The sequence below is a fragment of the Halalkalibacter okhensis genome (assembly GCF_000787375.1).
Taxonomy (GTDB): domain Bacteria; phylum Bacillota; class Bacilli; order Bacillales; family Bacillaceae_D; genus Halalkalibacter; species Halalkalibacter okhensis.
The window spans coordinates 1-19,935 of sequence record NZ_JRJU01000058.1; the positions used below are offsets into that span (position 1 = coordinate 1).

At 36.6% G+C, this 19,935-nt stretch carries 19 protein-coding genes, 1 CRISPR repeat array and 1 riboswitch; of the genes, 1 reads left to right on the forward strand and 18 read right to left on the reverse strand.

The genetic code is table 11. The annotated features are described in order from the left end of the window. The first annotated feature begins 9 nt into the window (after positions 1 to 9). A CRISPR array of direct repeats spans positions 10 to 440; the repeat unit is 36 nt; unit sequence GTCATATCTCCATCTAATCCGTTGCTGTGATATGAT. A gap of 201 nt (positions 441 to 641) precedes the next feature. The 13 genes from cas2 to LQ50_RS22690 all read right to left on the reverse strand — a co-directional run bounded on the left by cas2 (position 642) and on the right by LQ50_RS22690 (position 13,692). Further along, positions 642 to 950 (reverse strand): CRISPR-associated endonuclease Cas2, encoded by a 309-nt coding sequence (gene cas2 / locus LQ50_RS22635; protein ID WP_034633880.1) that lies wholly within the window; start codon positions 948 to 950, stop codon positions 642 to 644. An 8-nt stretch (positions 951 to 958) separates the two neighbouring features. Beyond that, complete coding sequence (cas1, locus tag LQ50_RS22640; protein WP_052144921.1) at positions 959 to 1,834, reverse strand: type II CRISPR-associated endonuclease Cas1; 876 nt, start codon at positions 1,832 to 1,834, stop codon at positions 959 to 961. Positions 1,835 to 1,928: 94 nt separating this feature from the next. Next, complete coding sequence (gene cas9, locus LQ50_RS22645) at positions 1,929 to 5,153, reverse strand: type II CRISPR RNA-guided endonuclease Cas9 (RefSeq protein WP_052144922.1); 3,225 nt, start codon at positions 5,151 to 5,153, stop codon at positions 1,929 to 1,931. A 391-nt stretch (positions 5,154 to 5,544) separates the two neighbouring features. Continuing rightward, entirely contained in the window at positions 5,545 to 5,724 is a 180-nt protein-coding gene (locus LQ50_RS22650) for a YwzD family small protein (RefSeq protein ID WP_034633883.1), read from the reverse strand. A 277-nt stretch (positions 5,725 to 6,001) separates the two neighbouring features. Next, a complete protein-coding gene (locus LQ50_RS25100; RefSeq protein WP_152608279.1) occupies positions 6,002 to 6,130 on the reverse strand; it encodes an anti-repressor SinI family protein in 129 nt (42 codons plus the stop codon). Positions 6,131 to 6,148: 18 nt separating this feature from the next. After that, a riboswitch (cyclic di-GMP riboswitch) is annotated at positions 6,149 to 6,233 on the reverse strand. Positions 6,234 to 6,284: 51 nt separating this feature from the next. Further along, complete coding sequence (locus LQ50_RS24545; protein ID WP_052144923.1) at positions 6,285 to 6,866, reverse strand: TetR/AcrR family transcriptional regulator; 582 nt, start codon at positions 6,864 to 6,866, stop codon at positions 6,285 to 6,287. Positions 6,867 to 7,242: 376 nt separating this feature from the next. Then, a complete protein-coding gene (locus tag LQ50_RS22660) occupies positions 7,243 to 7,692 on the reverse strand; it encodes a Rieske (2Fe-2S) protein (protein ID WP_034633885.1) in 450 nt (149 codons plus the stop codon). Next, entirely contained in the window at positions 7,692 to 8,825 is a 1,134-nt protein-coding gene (locus LQ50_RS22665; protein ID WP_052144924.1) for an amidohydrolase family protein, read from the reverse strand. Before LQ50_RS22665 ends, LQ50_RS22660 begins: the two co-directional genes overlap by 1 nt. Continuing rightward, positions 8,806 to 9,912, reverse strand: coding sequence for an amidohydrolase family protein (locus LQ50_RS22670; RefSeq protein ID WP_034633886.1), 1,107 nt, complete (start codon positions 9,910 to 9,912; stop codon positions 8,806 to 8,808). The genes LQ50_RS22665 and LQ50_RS22670 overlap by 20 nt, the downstream gene beginning before the upstream one ends. A gap of 45 nt (positions 9,913 to 9,957) precedes the next feature. After that, entirely contained in the window at positions 9,958 to 10,761 is an 804-nt protein-coding gene (locus tag LQ50_RS22675; RefSeq protein WP_052144925.1) for an ABC transporter permease, read from the reverse strand. Between the two features lie 93 nt (positions 10,762 to 10,854). Next, positions 10,855 to 11,670 (reverse strand): ABC transporter ATP-binding protein, encoded by an 816-nt coding sequence (locus tag LQ50_RS22680; protein ID WP_034633888.1) that lies wholly within the window; start codon positions 11,668 to 11,670, stop codon positions 10,855 to 10,857. Between the two features lie 29 nt (positions 11,671 to 11,699). Then, positions 11,700 to 12,848: an ABC transporter substrate-binding protein gene (locus tag LQ50_RS22685; RefSeq protein WP_034633889.1), complete on the reverse strand. Its 1,149-nt coding sequence runs from the start codon at positions 12,846 to 12,848 to the stop codon at positions 11,700 to 11,702. A 58-nt stretch (positions 12,849 to 12,906) separates the two neighbouring features. Next, entirely contained in the window at positions 12,907 to 13,692 is a 786-nt protein-coding gene (locus tag LQ50_RS22690) for an ABC transporter permease (RefSeq protein ID WP_161784716.1), read from the reverse strand. Positions 13,693 to 14,171: 479 nt separating this feature from the next. Between LQ50_RS22690 and LQ50_RS22695 the strand changes: the two genes are divergently transcribed. Continuing rightward, complete coding sequence (locus LQ50_RS22695) at positions 14,172 to 16,352, forward strand: malate synthase G (RefSeq protein WP_034633890.1); 2,181 nt, start codon at positions 14,172 to 14,174, stop codon at positions 16,350 to 16,352. A gap of 142 nt (positions 16,353 to 16,494) precedes the next feature. Here the strand turns inward: LQ50_RS22695 and LQ50_RS22700 are convergent, their stop codons facing one another. The 5 genes from LQ50_RS22700 to LQ50_RS22720 form a co-directional block, all read right to left on the reverse strand. Beyond that, entirely contained in the window at positions 16,495 to 17,385 is an 891-nt protein-coding gene (locus tag LQ50_RS22700; protein WP_034633892.1) for a LysR family transcriptional regulator, read from the reverse strand. A 433-nt stretch (positions 17,386 to 17,818) separates the two neighbouring features. Next, positions 17,819 to 18,520, reverse strand: a complete 702-nt coding sequence (locus LQ50_RS22705; RefSeq protein WP_034633893.1) for a hypothetical protein — start codon at positions 18,518 to 18,520, stop codon at positions 17,819 to 17,821. A 386-nt stretch (positions 18,521 to 18,906) separates the two neighbouring features. Further along, the gene (locus LQ50_RS22710; protein ID WP_034633895.1) at positions 18,907 to 19,206 is read right to left on the reverse strand and encodes a hypothetical protein; all 300 of its coding nucleotides are present in this window, start codon (positions 19,204 to 19,206) and stop codon (positions 18,907 to 18,909) included. After that, positions 19,203 to 19,388, reverse strand: coding sequence for a hypothetical protein (locus LQ50_RS22715; protein WP_152608280.1), 186 nt, complete (start codon positions 19,386 to 19,388; stop codon positions 19,203 to 19,205). The genes LQ50_RS22710 and LQ50_RS22715 overlap by 4 nt, the downstream gene beginning before the upstream one ends. Positions 19,389 to 19,463: 75 nt before the next feature. Further along, on the reverse strand, positions 19,464 to 19,935 hold a 472-nt coding region (locus LQ50_RS22720), incomplete at its 5' end, for a flagellin (protein WP_272913746.1).

Consider the following 19,935-nt stretch of genomic DNA (forward strand, 5'->3'; position numbering starts at 1 on the left):
GTCTAGGTTGTCATATCTCCATCTAATCCGTTGCTGTGATATGATTATTACTCTGGTATAGATCTTCATAAGTTAGTCATATCTCCATCTAATCCGTTGCTGTGATATGATATAAATCGTTTCACGGTTCTGTCCTGGTCTGTCATATCTCCATCTAATCCGTTGCTGTGATATGATTTCTCTCCCTGTTTCTGCACTAATATATAGGTCATATCTCCATCTAATCCGTTGCTGTGATATGATCACTAATCCTTCTGTAACTCTTTATCATGGTCATATCTCCATCTAATCCGTTGCTGTGATATGATAGAAATTTTTACTTTCTTATCGGGTATAGGGTCATATCTCCATCTAATCCGTTGCTGTGATATGATATTGAATCGCATATATCAAATGGATTGTTTGTCATATCTCCATCTAATCCGTTGCTGTGATATGATACACCGTCAAAAAACCCCGTTACATCAAGTGTATGGGGCTTTTTTGACTTTTAAAAACAAAGGATTACATTGTCATTAAGGATATATTTTATCTTTTGTTCAAAAAAGCCCGTTCGGTTGTACTAATTATTTATAGTATTCACCTAAAACCTTTTGCATATACACAAAATCATCATTTTCTCCAATGTTTGTCAGTTTTATTCAAAATAACGTCATTTGATTAATTTTTAAATGTTCCTCGTTAGAAGTCTTTTCACCTAGCATAAGTCGCATATTAGTATATTGTTTTTCGGTAACAGGCAAGGCACGGACTGATCCTTTAGGGGGCAAGTTTTTTTGAACTAGATTCATTCGCTTTTCCATTGATTCATGGTTGTTGCAGATTCTTGTATAGACGGACCATTGCATCATTTCAAATCCTTCATTTAAAAGATACTTTCGAAAACGAATGTAATCTCGTTTATTTTTAGCTGTTTTGGTAGGAAGGTCAAAAAATAAAACAATTCTCATAAACTGCCTCATACTGCTTCATGTAATGTTAAAGGTAATATTTGTGGTAATTTCAAGTAAGAGAGATCATTTTGACGACAGACGGCCACAAAGCTTTTGATCATTTCATCCACAGCTGCTGACGCTGAGTATGTCGCTTGATCCATTTTCAACTCCATGTTTGCTAAGTTAACAAGACTAGCGCGAGTGTTAACATTCCAAACTTCGGGGTCAAGGTTGGCCGCATGAAGGTCAACAAGTGGGCGTAACACTTCCATAAAATCATCAGCTAAGTTGAACGAGTTGGTCTGACTATCATGGTGAATCCCTAAACAAGGAGTAAAACCATAACTGACTAACGCCCTGACAACATTCCCTCGCATGATGGCATAGCCATAATTTAAGATTCGATTTATTGGATGATTCGAACGTCTCGTAAAATCAGATCCAAATATTAGTGGGAAATATAATTTAGCAGCGTATCCTTCACGATTCGTTGTATCCCCAGAGTCCACTTGCCTTGCCAGCCCTCTTAATTTTGCTTCCCCTTCTACCTTTAGGAATTCGAGACACCTTGCTTGATTTTCAATTTTTTGCTTAACAATTTTTTGCCAGATTCGTTTTTTTAGTGGTTTGGATAAATTTAATTGTGTCTCTAGCACCGTTAACTGTCTCGAATGTTGATGATAAGAAGTAAATATCCCATTTGGCAATTGCTTGTCGTTACAAATGATGACAGCGATACGGTATTCCGCACAAGCACTTAAGACGTTTTGAGTGAGTACAATAGCTTGAGATTCAATCGTCATTGTTGAAATATCTTGAAGTGGAATGGTCACCTCCACCTCCTGTTTGACAACCAATTGATTATGTCTGATTGATAGTTTTCCAGGCTTCGTAATCATTACATGCCTCCAACTCATATATCATACACCCCTTTCTAGTAAACAGTATGACCAAATAAGTAGAAAACTAGACAAAAAAGCTAGTAAAATTCTACTAGCCTTTAACTTTATTTTTTTGAGCTTTCATATTATTGAAGCCTAATCTTGGTCCCGTTGCTTTTAGAGAAACTTGTCCTAGTACATTCACATCATATTTCTCCATATGTTTAATCGTCCCTAATGAGATTTCAATATAATCGTTATGAGGGAAATTAGGCTCAATAAATTTCAATACATTATTTGAAATATTAATAGAAGCTAAGTATAGAAACCGATCGTCACCCGAACGCTTAACAACTCTTAATAATTCATATGGATGAACACTTTGGATAAATTTGTGTTCATTTGTTAATTGAGGCCATAATTGATAACCTTTCCCACTTACAACATAACGATTCGGTAGGTCAGATTGAATCGTATCATAAGTATAAAGAGGAACCATGAAAAACTTACCCTCTTTTTGAAAAAAATCGATTCGAATAAGGTCACCATTTTCAGCGACACCACCATTCACTTTTCGTACATGTGCTTTCTTCTCAACAATGACTTTCACACTTTTTATTTGATTGGGCTTCCCCTTTTTACTTGGCTTGTAAAGTGGGTCTTGAAACGCCTTTTTAGCATCTTTATTAAAAGAAAGATATCGCTCTTTAATAGCTTTATATGTTGCTGGATCGGTCTCTTCCATATACATTAAAAAATCACCATTTTTGTTAAATTTGATGTCCTGAAGCTGGACTTTTTTAACAATAAGCGTTTTCCCTTTTTCATCCACCCCGCCATCTTTAGAAATGGTCTCTTTATGGACTGGACCTGTTACTGATCGTCTAGGCATGCGAGAAACAAGCATATACGATGGCAATGTTGTTCCAGAAACTAACGCAGAATAAATTTGTTCAGGGATGGCTGATTCTGACAGCTTATTCAAAACATCATCGCGAAACGTTATCCAAGGGAGCGGAAACCTTTTAATATACCCTTTTTTCCCTTCTTCCTTCTGTTTATGATACAACGAAAGGGCCTGTATCATTGCTGCATCGGTGCAGGCGACGACAATGGCATCAAGGGCATGATGAAGATGCGTGCCTTCACGATGCTTTTCAAACCCCCAACGTTGACGAAAGTGAGCTGTAACTCTTCCAGCAACTGTTTCAACCCTCTTTTTATGAAATTGATTCTTTGATTTCTTAAATTGTAAAGACTTCTCTACAAATTGTTTAAAGTATCGACTTGCATAGCGAGTGTCATTCAAATGACGCTCTTTCATCACACTCTCTTCATCCTCTGAAAATTGTTTTTTTAACAATCGTTCTCGCTTTGCTCTTGGAAATTCATTAGTCAGTACATAAGTTTCAAACTCTTCCCATCGACTAGGGCTTTCTTTCAAATAGTCAAAAGGCAAATGATTTCCTTTTTTACGATTTTCATCGCTATAAACTAGTACTTTATTAGAATAAGAATCATTAAAGCATTTCGAGTAAGGAATAATGTGGTCAACATCCAAAGTGGGTGCCCCTTGCCCTCTCTCTTTTTTAAGTTCACCAAAAAAAGTTTCTGACGGAATGACTTTCCCTGAATAAGCACACTTTTGCTTCTGCTCCTGCCAAAGTTTATATCTGACAATATCATAACCACGCGGGTTGATAATCCCATTTTCATTAAGAATGGTATATGCCCCCGCATTACGCTTATGATTTTGTTTATATTCATTTGAGATTTTCCGGCGTTCATCATGCCCTTTTAAAAGGTCTCGCGCTAACTCAATATGAATAGAAAGCGGTTGTTCTCCCAAACGTTTAATAATTGCATTTACCACTTTTCTAGCTTGAGTCAATGCCCTCATAACAACCGGGTTTGTTATATCATTAGGAATAACTGGCAATAATAACTCTTTTTTTACTAGTTGTAACCCGGTCGTATCATAGCCCATTTTATCAGCTGCTACCTTAAACGTATCTCCTTTTTCCATAGATGGAAGAATAGCTAATAACGCTTTTTTCGAGATATGTCCAAAAGTAGCGTATGATTGCGATAAAAGATTAGATATAAGTTCCTCCGAGTAAATCCTATTAGCTAGATTCGTTTTATTACGTAAATATTGACGAATATCTTTGTCTGTTTTGTAAACAGTCAAAGCATAACCTAGCGCATCATAGTCACGCGGACCATATCTTTCATTATGTAAATCACATTGTTGTTTAATGCGATAATAGGCGTCTAAGTTCACAAAGAGAACATTCTCGTTTTTCGTCATCGATTCATTAGGATCATATGTCAGCTCATTAAACGTTTCAGTTGCTGCTAGATTCAATTGTTTACGGATTTCTTTATACATTACTTTGGGTGGCGTTTTCTTTTTAGACAAGTCATCTCGATCAAATAAATAATGTAATGTACTTTTACGTTCTTCTTCTGTTAAAGGACGCATGCTTGGTTTGATCCTTAATCGGTTCAGTTTATCTAATACCATAAAATATTGAAAAGTAAACGTCGCTTTTGGAAAACGGCGCTCTTGTTCCTCAAGAGTACAAAAACCCACCCGTTTTAAAATATCTTTCCCACTTGCAAATGGTAGCTGCTTTCCCCAAATCGATAGATAAGATTCTTCCATCTCTTTTGAAGCAAACGATAAACCCAACTCCCTTTGAGTATGAAATAATGTTCGAATTTCCTCTTCAAGCATTTCCCTTGTGACATTAAATACGTATTCAGATCGTGAATTATGACGGCGGCCTTGAAAACGAGGGTCCTTCACCCACATTTCTCCAACTGTTCGGTACCCGTCAATCAATTTCTTATTTTCTCGTATATTTTGTAAAACAACGCCTGTTTCCTTATCATTTTCTTCCGATTTTCGGGCTGATCTATAGCCTCGACGTTGCGCCAACTGTATGAGCAATCTAGCCCATTCGGTACGGCTAAGTCTTCGATCAAGTGCCTCTACCCTAATTGTCCAAATATCTAAAAGTTCCTTTTCTTGATAAAGCACTTGTAATTCTGCTTCATTTAGAATGTCTTGTTCCACTATCAATCGGCGAATTGATTTCTTTCGATCGGCACGGCGATTTAAACGTCTACGTGTTGAACGGGCAAGACGACGAGGTTCGGCCAATGATGCACCCGTTTTCGGTATTTCAGCCTTATCAAACATCCGAACCCCAGCATCAATAAGACCCTTCTTATCATACTGTTCACCATTGTATTCTAACTCAATGATGGCCCAACCTATTGAATTCGTACCTATATCTAAGCCAATTCTATAATCTCTTGTATCGGTCACTCTTTTCCCCCCATTGATTTATAAAATAAAAAACCTCAGTTATACGTACGATCTTCGTAGTAACTGAGGTGTATAGTAATATATAAAGTGGGGAGAAGTTCATCTTTATAGATGAACAGGCGATCCCCAACGCCACAACTGCTTAAAAAGCAGTCTTATCATATCAACATCATGTCCGTTGCTGTGATACGATATAACTATAATAATTGAATTATTTACCATTGTCAAGGGGACACAGGGGACAGGTTCCTCGTCCCCTTCTTTAACTTTATCTTTAATCTCGTATCAAATCAGCATGAAATCATCTCATCGCTGGGACAACGTACCTGTCCCCCTGGTCCACCAACAAAAAAAACGCTAAGCAACAAGACCTGCGTACAAGTACGGTTGCTTAGCGTTCAATAGAATTGTTCTTATTCAATGGCACAAAAGGCTTTAACACGTTGGAAATTTCCTCTACTAGTTGTTTTGTTGTCACACTGGTAGATTCAGATCCTTTTTTATATGCATCCTCTAGGATTTTCTTTAAATGCTGCTCGGTTAAAACTTCCATTGCTTTGCTTTCACTCATTTTCTTCTCTCCATATCTCACGTCAAAAAAATTCCCACAAAAATACAAATCTGATATTAACTAGACATTCACTTGAATTTTAAATTAATTTTATCACTCTATTATTAGATATCCTACTGTTATTATTCGACATTTTCCGCTTATCATAAAAGCTAGTATTATATCGAACCGACACCCTAGCTTTATGTATCTGAACACCTCTTTAGTTCCCGTTCACCTGAGCGTTTAAACACTCCCAGCAAAAACCCTTCATCTCAAGGAGTAACACACCGCATCTTCACTCCTTGCCCTTTGCTAAAAATTCTCGAATTTCTTCTATCGTCATCCCTATATTACGAGCACTTTCGATAAGTTTCATCCACTCCTTATCTAACTCACTTGATTGCTCATTTGATTGACCTTGCATCGCTAATCCCTCCATGTATGAGGCAACCCAGCTGTCATAGTCACTCGACCTTAGACCTGTGGCTTTGCGTCCTAAGCTTTCGTTTAGTTTGCCTTTTCTTGCATTTTAATCATTAGAAATAAAGAGTCTATCATCTAAATACCCAATAGTAATGCTAACTTTTTATACCCAGCCAAAACTGTTCCCAGATTACCTCAAAACGGTTATAAAGTGTTTCTTTCTCATAACGTTGCATCTCCCAGAATAGTCCATCCATCATACAAATCAAAGAAGTCGCTAATTTGCTGCTATCCGCTTGTTTTATTTCACCCGATTCCATCCCCTTTTCAAACATGCTACAAAACATCGCATGCTCCTGCCGGTCCACTTGCAATAGACCTTCTTTGATTGTATCTTTCATAAATTCTGGCGGAAATAGCATTAAGCGCAGGTAGACTTTCATTTTCAGTGATTCCTTAAACTGAAAATCAAGGACATGATATAGCAAATGATCTAACTGCTCTTTCACGGACTTATGATGAGACTGTTTGTTATTTTTCATAGTTAGTTCTAAATGACCTTTTAGAACCTCTTGATAAATATGCAAGAAAACATCCTCTTTACTTCTAAAAAATGCATACACAGAAGGAGCCTTTATCCCTACTTCACTTGCAATTTCCTTCATAGTCATTCCTTTATAGCCCTTATTTGCAAAGATTACTGTTGCTGCCTCGATAATGCTTTCTTTTGTAGACATCTCATTTCTCCTACCTAACTAATGTTCATTAGGTAAACGCTCAAAAAAAAGAACGACTTTTTACCTATTTTAAATATAGCACATTAGACGTTTACCTGTATAGAATTTTCAGAAAAATATTTAGGGACGTCGGGGACAGGTTCCTCGTCCCACCAAGGGACACAAGGGACAGGTTACTCGTCCCACCAGTTTCTTATTCCACATAAAAGAATTCGCCAGGGCAAATCTACCTAGAATATCGATAAATTCTGCAGATCTGTTATGTATAACAAAAAAGGTGGATAACCCTCTGTATAAAGAGGAAGTTATCCACCCACCTGAATAGTAGATTATAATAAATCCACATCCAGCCGGAGTGACTATGCACCTAGCCTATTCAAACTGTTATAACAACATACTCCTTTTCTAAAGACACTGGATAACTTTCTACCACAAACGGCCCTTTTTCTAATCTATTTTCAGTTCCTTGGGTTTCTCCTAGCTGGACGGTACATCCTGATTCCGTGTTAGTTTTGTAACTTTTAACAAGCGTTTTTCTTGGATCAAAATAAGACTGACCCGTTTTAATATCGAATTCCCAAGAATGCCACGGACACCTTACAAATTCGCCTTCGCGACTATAATTGTATTCACCTGGCTCTTGAGAAGTAATAATTCCTGAGATGCCACCCTCACATAAAGGAGCTCCTTGGTGTGGACAATTATTACGGATTGCAAAAAAATCCCCATTTATATTAAACACACCTATTGATCGTCCTTTTATATCAATTACTTTTCTCTCACCCGGAGGAATTTCATCAACATTCGCTACAATATACTGAGCCATTACCTGATTTCTCCCTTCTTAAAATCATAAATAGATTCAGCATTTTTATAATATATTTTTTGTTTTAGCTCTTGCTCGATTTTTACAGGAAATGATTTGAGTGGATCATCAAAATCCCAATGAGGGTAATCTGTTGCAAATAACAGCAAATCGTCTGATCCTAAATGCTCTAAAATATGATAGAAATGTTTCGGTACAGTCGGTTCCTCCATTGGCTGCGTAGTAAAACGGAAATGTTCTCTAATATATTCGGAAGGAAGACGTTTTAAATGAGGCAATTCGCTTTTAAGTTTAACGTATTGTTTATCTAGCCTCCACATTAAAGATGGAACCCATGCAAATCCTGCTTCAATTAGAACAACTCGTAACTTAGGAAAACGCTTAAAGACTCCTTCACAAACAAGACTAACAACCTGCACTTGTGCACCTGGCGAGAGTGACGTGTGTACTTCCGAATAATAAGAGTGCCAACCAGAAGACGTATTGCCGTGCATCCCCCCGTTAATAATATGCATACCTATGGGTAGTCCATACGCTTCTGCAGCTTCATAAATTGGCCAATACTTTCTTCTTCCAAGTGGCTCCTTACTTCTACAAAGAAGCATGATTTGGACAAAACCTGGATGCTTTCCAACCCGCTCTATTTCTTCTACGGCAAATTCCGGGTTTTCATAAGGAACAATAATAGATGCACGAAGACGAGAGTCTTTTTCTAACCATTCTTTGATTTGCCAATCATTTACTGCTCTGGCTAACGCTCTTGCATATTCATCATTTAATTGCGTTTGTACAGGAAATAGAGTATTTAAAATTCCATACTTTACATTATTGCTTTCAAGGTGTTGGGCTTTCATAAATTCAAGATCTGTACCTGGCCTAGCTCCATTATGAGGCCATCCATCTTGTCGAGAGGCAAATGGACTTACTGGTGGATATAGCCCGAAACTATGAACAAATCCATGATGTTCCTTGAATCCATATGTGAGGTGGTGCTCCCGCCATCTGTCTGAAAGGTAAGGTAAAATAACATCTGGTGATGGAAAGTCATGATGGATATCACAATCTATAATATAGTGTTGTTGTTTCTTTTTAGATAATTCTTTATTCAAATGACTAACTGCTTGGTTTAGCATAATGCACCCCCAGTTTCGTGTATATGCTTCTAGCATTCCCTTGCAATATTTTCTCTTCTAATGATTCAGAGATACCTTTTGGCATAGAATCAATTGATTGATCATACTGCCAATGAGGAAAATCTGTAGAAAACAACAACATATCTTCTGAACCCAAATGTTCAATTACTTCTGCTAAATACTTTGGATTTTCTGGTTCATCTAATGGTTGAATCGTTAACTTAAAGTGTTCTTTAATGATTTCTGATGGATACCGATCGACCCAAGGAACGTCTCTTCTTAATCCCTTCCAATTCTTATCGAATCTCCACATTAAAGGTGGCATCCATGTAAATCCACCTTCAGCCAGGACTACTTTTAAGTTTGGGAATTTCATAAATACCCCCTCACTTACCATGCTAATCACTTGCTCCTGAAATGCAGCCGAGTTATTAATGTACTCTTCTGCATAATAAGAAGGCCAGCCAACAGGTGTTGTGGGATTCCCTGCCGAGCCACCAGCATGAATGCATATCGGTAAGCCATGAGCTTCTGCGGCTTTATAAATTGGCCAGAAATACCGTTTTCCATAAGGCATTCTTGAACGAACAAGTAAAAGAACTTGAACGAAACCTGGATGATCACCTAGACGCTCAATCTCTCTAACAGCGTCCATTGGACTTTGGTCTGCTATTATAATGGAAGCTTTTAATCTACTATCATTCTGTAACCATTCCGCTTCTTGCCAATCGTTAATAGCTCTTGCTAGTTCCACGGCTAAATATTCATTTTGTAATGATTGGACCACGGTGATACAGTTAAGAACCGAATAGCGCACATTCCATAAATCTAAATGTTCTTTTATCTGTTCAACTTGGGAAGCTGTTGCCGCACCTGAAAAAGGAGTTACTCCTGGTCTAGTTGATAACGGGCTGTTTTTAGGGTAAAAGTTCGGGTCAAACCCTGGTATCTGACGTTCTATAAAGTAATCACGCCAATCACTAGACAAATACGGCGACAACTCCTCTATTAAAGGCATATGGTTATGAATATCACAATCTATTATCCCTAGATCTGGCCAACGAGTATTGATTTTCTCTCCATACATATAAAACACTCCTGTTTTTTAGTTATTTACTATGCTCGGATTGAACTAAAGACCCTTTGTATTTTGAATAGGTTGTTGCCAAAATATCATTTTCTTCGAAAGCCACTTGATCATAAAACTAAGTAAAATACCTAATACGCCCAAGACAATTAATACCGCAAATTGCGCAGCCATGTTAAGTTGATTATTATAAATAATAATTAAGTACCCGAGTCCTGCTTCTGAACCTACAAACTCTGAGATAACGGCTCCAACGACGCTTAATACAATTGCTATTTCAAGGCCAGCAAAAATATAGGGAAGAGCATTCGGTAACTTTACACGCCTAAAAATTTGCCATGCAGAGGCAGAATAGACTTTTAGAAGTTTCACTTGTGATTGATTGGTATTCTCCAAACCAGTAACAGTATTAATTAAAACTGGAAAAAATACGATAGTTACAGTTAGTGCAATTTTTGATGACATACCAAATCCAAACCAAATAATAAACAAAGGAGCCAATGCTACAATCGGAACAGCTTGAAGTCCCAGAATATATGGATAGATTAATTTTCTAATCAACGAAAATTCTGACACAAATACCGCTAAAATGACCCCTGCAAGGCTGCCAATGATGAACCCAATTAGTGATTGGATAAATGTTATATAAAAGTGATTAAGAAATGTTCCATTTGTTAAATTTGCTAATAAAATTGTCCATACACTACTAGGCGCCGGAAAAATTCTTTCGGATACACCAAATAAAACAACTATCCCTTCCCATAAAGTTATAATCGCAATAAAAATAAGTATCCTGATGCTTAAATCCTTTAGGTCCCAAGGTCTATTTTGGCTGATTATTTTAAGCATCTTTTCACTCCTTATAATTCTATTGTTCGTTTTTATATAGTAGAAACATTACAGAGACTAGAGAGCCTCTGTAATATTCTTTCCTAAATTTCGTCACGCTTGCTGAGCACTTATCAACTTAGGGGAAATCCCCTGACCATCACCTTCAATTTCTCTTCTAATTTGTTTTGTATATACACCAAATTGATCAGTATTCATAATCTCAATAGAACGTGGTCTAGGGAGTCCAACATTTATAATACGAGCTATTCTCCCCGGTCTTGAACTCATTACAGCAACTCGGTCACTTAAAAAAACAGCTTCAGATATTGAATGTGTAATAAAAAGGATTGTTTTCCCTGTTTCTTTCCAAATACGCTGTAATTCTACACTCATAGACTCCCTCGTCATTGCATCGAGCGCACTAAAAGGTTCATCCATTAGAAGTAATGATGGATCATGGACAAGGGAACGTACGATTCCCACTCTTTGTTGCATACCACCTGACAGTTCACTTGGATATTTTTTTTCAAACCCCTTTAACCCTACAATTTCAAGAAGATGCATAGCTCGTCCCATGTATTCTGAACGCTTTCTATCTTGAACATCCACTGGAATTAGTACATTATCGATCACTTTTAACCAAGGCAGTAGTAAAGGCTGTTGGAACACAACTCCTAAGTCTTTCCGTGGCCCTTTAATTGGTTCGCCCCCAATTAACACTTCGCCATCTGAAGGATCAAGTAAACCGCACAGAATATTTAGTAGGGTACTCTTTCCACAACCGCTAGGGCCAAGAATGGAAACAAACTCACCTTTTTCGACAGAAAGAGAAACATCTTTTATTGCATGCAAGTCTTTTCCCTCACGAGTTTTATAAATTTTGTTCACATTATTCAATACAATATCTGAGGTATCATTACTTAACATTGTGCTCCTCCTTAATTATTTAAAAAGTTTTATTCCCAATCTTCCGCCAACTTTACAATTTCAGCTACCTCAAAATCTAAGAATTCTGCTTCGTTGCTATTATCAAAATAGATACTTGGATCTAATTTTTCATCAATCATTCCTGTTTCATATAAAAAGTCTTGCATAAATTCCCAGGTTTCCATATCTTGTGACCCCCAAGGGAAATCAATTGGAAGTTCATCAGCTCTCATATCCCCAACTTGCCCAGTTAAAATTTCAAAGTCACTATTAAAGGCAGCTTCATCATTTGGATCAATTGGTGCTCTTTCAGGGTATTGCTCCCAGAAAATCTTAACTGCTGCTTCGGGATTAGTAGCAAGGAATACAGTTGCCTTAGCGAACGCACGACCAACCTTTGCAATGATGTCACTATCTAGGTTATCTTCTGTAACATACAAACTATAATCAAACATATCATTTTGCCAGTCCGCCCTTGGTAATGCTCGTATATCATAACCATTAGCATTACCCAACGCATACAAGCTTGAAAACGTTACGTAACTATCTACTGTTCCATTATTTAGAGCTTCAAACGCCTGTACTCCATAACCAACCCCAATTTCCTCAACTGAATCAATGGGTACATCCGATTCTTGAAATCTAGCATGAGCAAATGGGACTTGCGAAGTTCCTAAATCAGGAAACCCTACTTTTGTCCCTTTTAAGTCTGATATATCTTGAATAGGTGAATCATCAAGCACGGCAAATACATTCCCATTTCTTCTAGCAATTGGATATACAGACTTTAGGGGTGCATCTTCATTTACAGTTGCTAACATTGCTGTATTTGAAGAAAATGCCCCTATATCAGCCTGCCCAGCAAGCAAAATTTGAACAGCCGCCCCTGAGGATTCACCAGGAATTAACGTTACATCTAATCCTTCTTCTTCAAACCATCCCATAGCCAATGGAAGTGTAGCCCAAGGGTATCCTTGATTAATATCAGCTGTTCCAATAACTAATTTTACACTTGTCATTTCTTCAACCGCTTTTTCTTCTCCCTCTTTGACCTCTTCTACAGATGTATTATCTTGTGGTTCTTCTTGACTTTCACCACCTGAAGTACTTGAATTACATGCTGACAGTAACAGTAAGAAAAGTATTAAAATAAAAATGCTCAATAGACGTTTAGACATAATCTCGCTCCTTTTTTGTATTATATACAATGAAAGTAACCTACTTTGTGAATAGATTTTAACTCTCATTCTTTTTTGAAGATCCTTGCCAAAAAACCACCTTCTTTGTACAGATTTGAATGCTTAACATTAATAAATAGCCCATGATGGAAATAACAGCTAAAACAGCAAACATTTCTGGAATTCTAAATTGAGCCTTATAGAATAACATTAAATACCCTAGACCTTGGCTTGACCCAACAAATTCTGAAATGATTGCCCCAATAACACTTAGCATTATGGCAATCTCCAATCCTGAAAATAGGTATGGGAGAGAACTTGGTAGTTTTACCCTCCTAAAAATCTGCCATGAATTGGCTGAGTATGATCGAAGCAACCTAATTTGAGCTTCACTTGCGCTACTAAGTCCCACCACCATATTGATTAGTACTGGGAAAAAGGTTGTAACCATGATAATAGCTATTTTTGAAGAGGCACCAAATCCAAACCAGACGACAAATAGAGGAGCAATAGCTATTTTCGGTACTGAATTTAATGCTATTATGTAGGGAAAGATTTGTTTTCGAACCCAAGGAACCTCAGAAATAAGAATTCCCAAAATAGCACCAGCAATACTCCCTAGTAAAAAACCAGCTATCGTTTGATTAAAAGTTATCCATAAGTGTCTTAGGTTTTCTGTTTCAAAAAAAAATCTTACGAAACTAGTGAATGTGTCTATCGCTGATGGGAAAATAGCACTTGAAACATCAAAATAACGAACACTACCCTCCCAAACAATTAAGATCACAATAAAGGTTAGTAAAGTTAAAAGTATATCCTTAGTTTTATTTTCTTTGTTTTTCACTATCGCATTCGCCACAATTACTCCCCTCCTTACTTTTTATCGCTATTGGCTCCATATGTCCCCTCCTTTTATTAATTTTCAACTAATATATTGTTTGGGCTAATGTTACACTTCCTATCACGACATGTCTTAATTTCTGTAACATAAATTAACAGAAAACAATAAATAAATAAAATAAAACGAATATTCTGAACTACCTTCCTATAATCTCCCTTTCGTTTTTATAGTGCATTTGATCTGATCTCACTAACTATTCTATATCAGACTCAAAAATATGAATAATACTTATTAGGAATCCTGTCTATGCATTTTAGCTATGTTATTAGAGCTAATAAATCATTGGCTTGTATTATCTATATATAACGAAAATGCATACCTACTATTCTTTTTGTGTATTTTATTTATGAAAACTCTTGATCATATAATGTATTACAAGTTTAAAGATTTAATTTTCAATAATCTTTAGAGGAGGATTATATATGAAAAACTATGTTAATGTCAGAAATCTCAAGGTTGCATCTATTCTTTATGAATTTATTAATAAGGAGGCCCTTCCAGATAGTGCTTTATCAAAAGAATACTTTTGGCTAGAGTTTGACAAACTCATTCATGATTTAACTCCAATAAATCTAGAATTATTAAAGACGAGAGAAGATTTACAAACAAAAATTAATGGCTGGTTTAAAGAGAAAAAAGAGCAATTTAATTCAGATGAATACGAACAATTTCTAAAGCAAATTGGCTACTTAGAAAAAGAATGTAGCGACTTTGTCATAACTACAGAAAATATAGATAGTGAAATTTCTTTACAATCTGGACCCCAATTAGTTGTCCCATTGAGCAATAGCCGATATGCAATTAATGCAGCCAACGCAAGATGGGGCAGTCTTTATGATGCTCTTTACGGTACAGATGTAATAAATGAAGAGGACGACGCAAAAAAAAGAGAAGCATATAACCCCATTCGTGGAATGAAAGTAATAACATTCGCAAAAGATTTCCTTGATCAAATAATCCCTTTAGCTAATTCAAGCCATAGGGACATTACTTCCTATTCAATTATAGAGGGAAAACTCATTGCCACGATTAGAGATGGAGACATTACAACTTTACTTGATTCTAATATGATAAAAGGCTATCAAGGCGAGCCAAGTTATCCAACATCTATTCTTTTTAAAAATAATAACCTTCATATAGAAGTTCAAATTGATAGATCTGATGCAATAGGAAAAACAGATGATGCAGGGATTAAAGATATCATTCTAGAATCTGCGATAACGACAATTATGGATTGCGAAGATTCCGTTGCAGCTGTGGATGCAGAAGATAAGGTTTTGTTATATCGAAATTGGTTAGGATTGATCAAAGGAACCCTAACGTCAACTTTCAAAAAAGACAACCAAACAATCCAAAGAACTCTTAATCGAAATCGGATCTACAACTCTCTTTCTAATGACCAATTCGAGTTATCTGGTCGTTCACTTCTATTCGTTCGTAATGTGGGTCATTTAATGATGTGTGATGCTGTGTTAAATCAGGATAATCAAGCAATTCCAGAAGGAATATTAGATTGCGTGGTAACCAGCTTAATTGCAAAACATGACCTATTAAAAAACGGAAAGTTTCAAAATTCCAGAGAAAATTCTATTTATATTGTAAAACCTAAAATGCATGGTTCTAAAGAAGTAGCCTTTTCCAACTTACTTTTTAGTCGTGTCGAACAAATGCTTGAACTCAAGACGTCCACTATTAAGATTGGTGTAATGGATGAAGAAAGAAGAACGTCATTAAACTTAAAAAATTGTCTGAGCGAGGTTAAAGATCGTATCGTCTTTATTAATACAGGTTTTTTAGATCGAACCGGTGATGAAATTCATACCTCAATGGAACTAGGGCCTATGATTCCCAAAAGCCTAATGAAAACAGCTACTTGGTTAAATGCTTATGAACAATCCAATGTAAGCACTGGTTTATCTACAGGCTTCCAAGGCAAGGCATACATTGGTAAAGGAATGTGGGCAATGCCAGACTTGATGAACGATATGCTGGAGCAGAAGATTTCACAAGTGACTGCAGGTGCAAATACTGCTTGGGTTCCATCACCAACTGCAGCTGTATTACATGCTCTTCATTACCATAAAGTTGATGTGAGATTGGTACAAAGATCCCTTAAAAACCACCCTACTAAGTTAAGAAAGAAAATGCTAGAAATTCCATTAACTCAAAATGATAGATTGAATTCCATAGACATTAAAAACGAATTAGACAATAACATCCAAGGGATCCTAGGCTATGTCGTCCGTTGGATAAATCAAGGAGTCGGATGTTCTAAAGTTCCTGATATTAATGGAATTGGTTTAATGGAAGATCGAGCCACATTGCGCATTTCTAGTCAGTATATAGCAAATTGGCTTTATCATAATGTCTGCTCAGAAAAACAAGTAATGGATACATTAACACGTATGGCCAAGGTCGTTGACGAACAAAATGCAGCAGACCTTGAATATACCCCCATGTCAGTTGATTTGGAAAATTCGATAGCCTTTCAAACAGCTTGCGAGTTAATTTTCAAAGGGCATGAACAGCCGAACGGTTATACCGAACCTATTTTACACCGTCGACGAATTCAGATTAAAGATAAAAAAATGGTTGCTAAATAATACATTACTCACATTTAAAATAATGAAAACCAGACTAAAAGATAATTCCTAGCTAAGTTGTTTAGAAAACAAATTCACTTTGGGAACTTGTTATCCAATCAGCTTTTAGGATATCCTTTATTGGTCTGGTTTTTCTTTTACACTATTGAAGCAGCTTATGTTGTTTTGACATTGATAGAAATTCTCTAACAGCAAATGAGAGATATTTGTTTCTTTTCCATGCGATACCTAACTCTAAGTTCAGATTTGATTGTTCTAAAGGTATTGCAACTATTTTTCTATTATTAATTTCATTGCAAATTTTACTCGGAAGTAAGGCAATTCCCAACGTCGCTTCAACCATCTCCAACATAAAGTCTCTCTGTGAACTTTCACAAACAATATTAGGGTTGAAATCATGCCTAAAACATTCTTGAATAATTTTCTCATGAAGAGAGAAATCATTTCTATATAAAATAAAGTCCTCATCTTTAAGTTCTGAAAAGTGTACAGCTTTTTTCGAAGCTAATTGATGACTTCTGTCAACCACTAACATTAATGGGTCTTTTAGCATCTTCGTTATTTCAATATCATTAGCTTGATTTGTAGAATTACAGATAAATCCTATATCTAATAACCCCTCCTCAATGCCTTTCTTTATTTTCAATGTCCCAACTTCAGTTAAAACAATATTTATTTTCGGGTAGGTTGCTTTAAAATGGGTAATAAACCTCGAGAAAAATGCCGCTCCAATAATCGGTGGGATTCCAATTCGTACCTCCCCATTTTGGAGATTCATCGTATCAGTAAGTTCAGTCGTAAGATTATAAAAAGATTCCAATACAAGTTTTGCATTAACTAAAACTGCTTTGCCTGCATCCGTTAATTCCAACTTTTTGGGAGTTCGATAGAATAGAGGGACATTTAATTCTTGTTCAAGATTCTTGATTGCCTTACTTATCGAGGGTTGTGAAACATGCAACGTAGCAGATGCTTTTGTAAAACTCAAATTTTTTGCCACTTCCGAAAAGTACTCTAATTGACGAATATCCACGTTATCCCCCCTCTATAGCCTTAGTACATATCTATAGTCTATAACATGCCATTTGGTTATGCCTGAAATGTTGGAGATTATATTACATGTTTTTTTGCATTATTTAGTTTTATCATGCCCGCCCTGTAACTGATCAGGGGTGTACAAGGGACAAGTTCCTCGTCCCACCACTTTCTCCCATTCACGTTAAGAATTTGTTGTGGATATTCCACTTTCATATTAGACCAATCCTGCAGCCAGGTGTGCATAACATAAAAAAGGTGGATAACCCTCTTGGATAAAGAGGCAGTTATCCACCCGGCAAAACTTCAAAATTTTTCCCTAAACCATCTATAAATGTAGCCGTAACTACAATGGTATCAATTAATCATAGCATCACAGAATCCATCCCCATGCTATCATAACGGGACAATGTACCTGTCCCCACTGTCCCTTAGTAATACCGCTCCCGGTCATATTCCTCCTGCTGTTCATTAAATAGCCTATTGGACTCCTCTTCTAACGATCGCCATTCCTCTTCCTCATTCTGTCTTTCCATTTTCTCTTGTTCTTCATGAATCCTATCCCTTTCCATTCGTTCGTCTTCTACCCTCTCAAATTCCTTCTTGTTGAAAACCTCTTCTACTTCTTCTTGTGTTCTCGGTTCCATAAACCAATCTGCCTTTGCTTGCTTCCTTCTATTTTCAAGTACCTCTTCAATACTCATATTTTTAAGTTTTTCGTGTTGGTGTTTGCGCTGTTGTTTGTAGAGCTCATATTTACTTTCATCAAAAACATATATTGATGGATTCGAAGTAGGCGATACATCGGTCTCAACTTCAACCACCCTTTGACGTTGTTCATACCTTAACGCGACTTGAAACGTAAAGATCAAAAAAACAATCATACTGACAATAGAGCCATAGATACCCATGTTATAAAGACCAGCAAAAAATTGCATAAGAAAAACCAAAGCCGCTCCAGCTAGCAGCGCCAAAATTCCATTGATTCTTTCTCCACTTTGCATGCGTCCTGCACCTACAGAGATTACATCCAAAACAATAGACAACTTCCATTTATCTTTCAGAAAAAAACTACCAATCCAACCAATGATCAAAAATATCATCCCCATCTTCACGCTAAAAAACACTATCATATGATCACCATCCCTTTCTCACTTTGTGTTAAACCTTACCTATTTTCATTTAAATTCCGCATTTCAGCCAACAAAAAAAATCTCCTCCTTTTCATAGAAAAATAAAGATTAAAACATACCAATACACACACGTAATAAACCTCCTGTAAGAAGGCAATTTTTCATAAAAACCTTGTGTATAATCGTATATTTTTTCTTTATCTCTATAAAAAGAAAGAGATAGCTGTATATAAGTATATAAATCGATGTATAAAAAAACTAAAAGTTAAATGTATATATTTTACATTATTAATCATACTAGAGCAGCAATGATTTGTAAAGTACAAAGAAGTACAAAGGGACAGGTTCCTCGTCCCGGCTCTGTAATCTCCGCACCAGTCATCACTTTAAGTAATTTTAATCTCCTTCCCTTTTCTGGATTCCTTCTTTACTCGCTCCCATTCCTCTTTTAATAGCTTCTGCGAATAAATTGTAAGTTGCTCTAACTTCTCATTCAGCTCTAGTAGGTCTGTCTGATTTGTTAGTTGAAGAATATTATCAAGTAAATCCATGATGATCTTATCATGTTTACCTTCGGGGTTAAGTCGAAGCTTAACCATTACTCTAAGTATATCAATTTCTTTAAGAACTTCTTTAGAATCTTCATTATCTATTGTGCGTATATTCTTAACCCAATAATTCGTCAAACCAAAAATCTAGAAATATCCACCCTTAACTTTTCGAGCCATTTAATACGCTCTGCGGTAATTGTATCAATAAATCTAGTACTATTCTTAATTTCCTTATTCACTAATAAATTATATATCCCCAAAATAAGGGTAACAATTACGCCACCTAGTGCAATCCAATTCTCCCAACCCATAAGCATTTCCCATCCTTCTCTACCCCTATTACCAACATTAATGGATCTTGATCTGGTTAAACCCACCCACACTCTAACCCACTAACTCAACAACTGCAAAATCCCCTGTGGCCATTGATTCGCCTGCGCGAGCATGGCGGTTGCTGATTGATTTAAAATATTCTTCTTCGTAAAATCTGTCATAAGCAGCGCCATATCGGCATCGCGAATTTGAGATTCGGCAGCTGTCAAATTCAGTTTTGAATTCGAAACGTTTGCTGCAATATGTTCCAAAGCATTTTGATACGCACCAAACTTCGCTCGTTCAGACGACACCATTGAAATGGCATGGTCAAGCTTGCTAATCGCTAGTTGAGCTCCAGCTCTATCCGATACATCGACATCATCGATCCCTAAATTTTCAACTCTAGCATCAAACAATTCAATCGCAAATGTCTGATTTTCATTGGCTCCAACTTGAAGAATGATATCCGGATAGGTAACCACTTCTTGATTCATTCCTGTATCCGTAAGAATTCGATCTGAAAGACCAGGCGTGATGTTGGAAGCAATT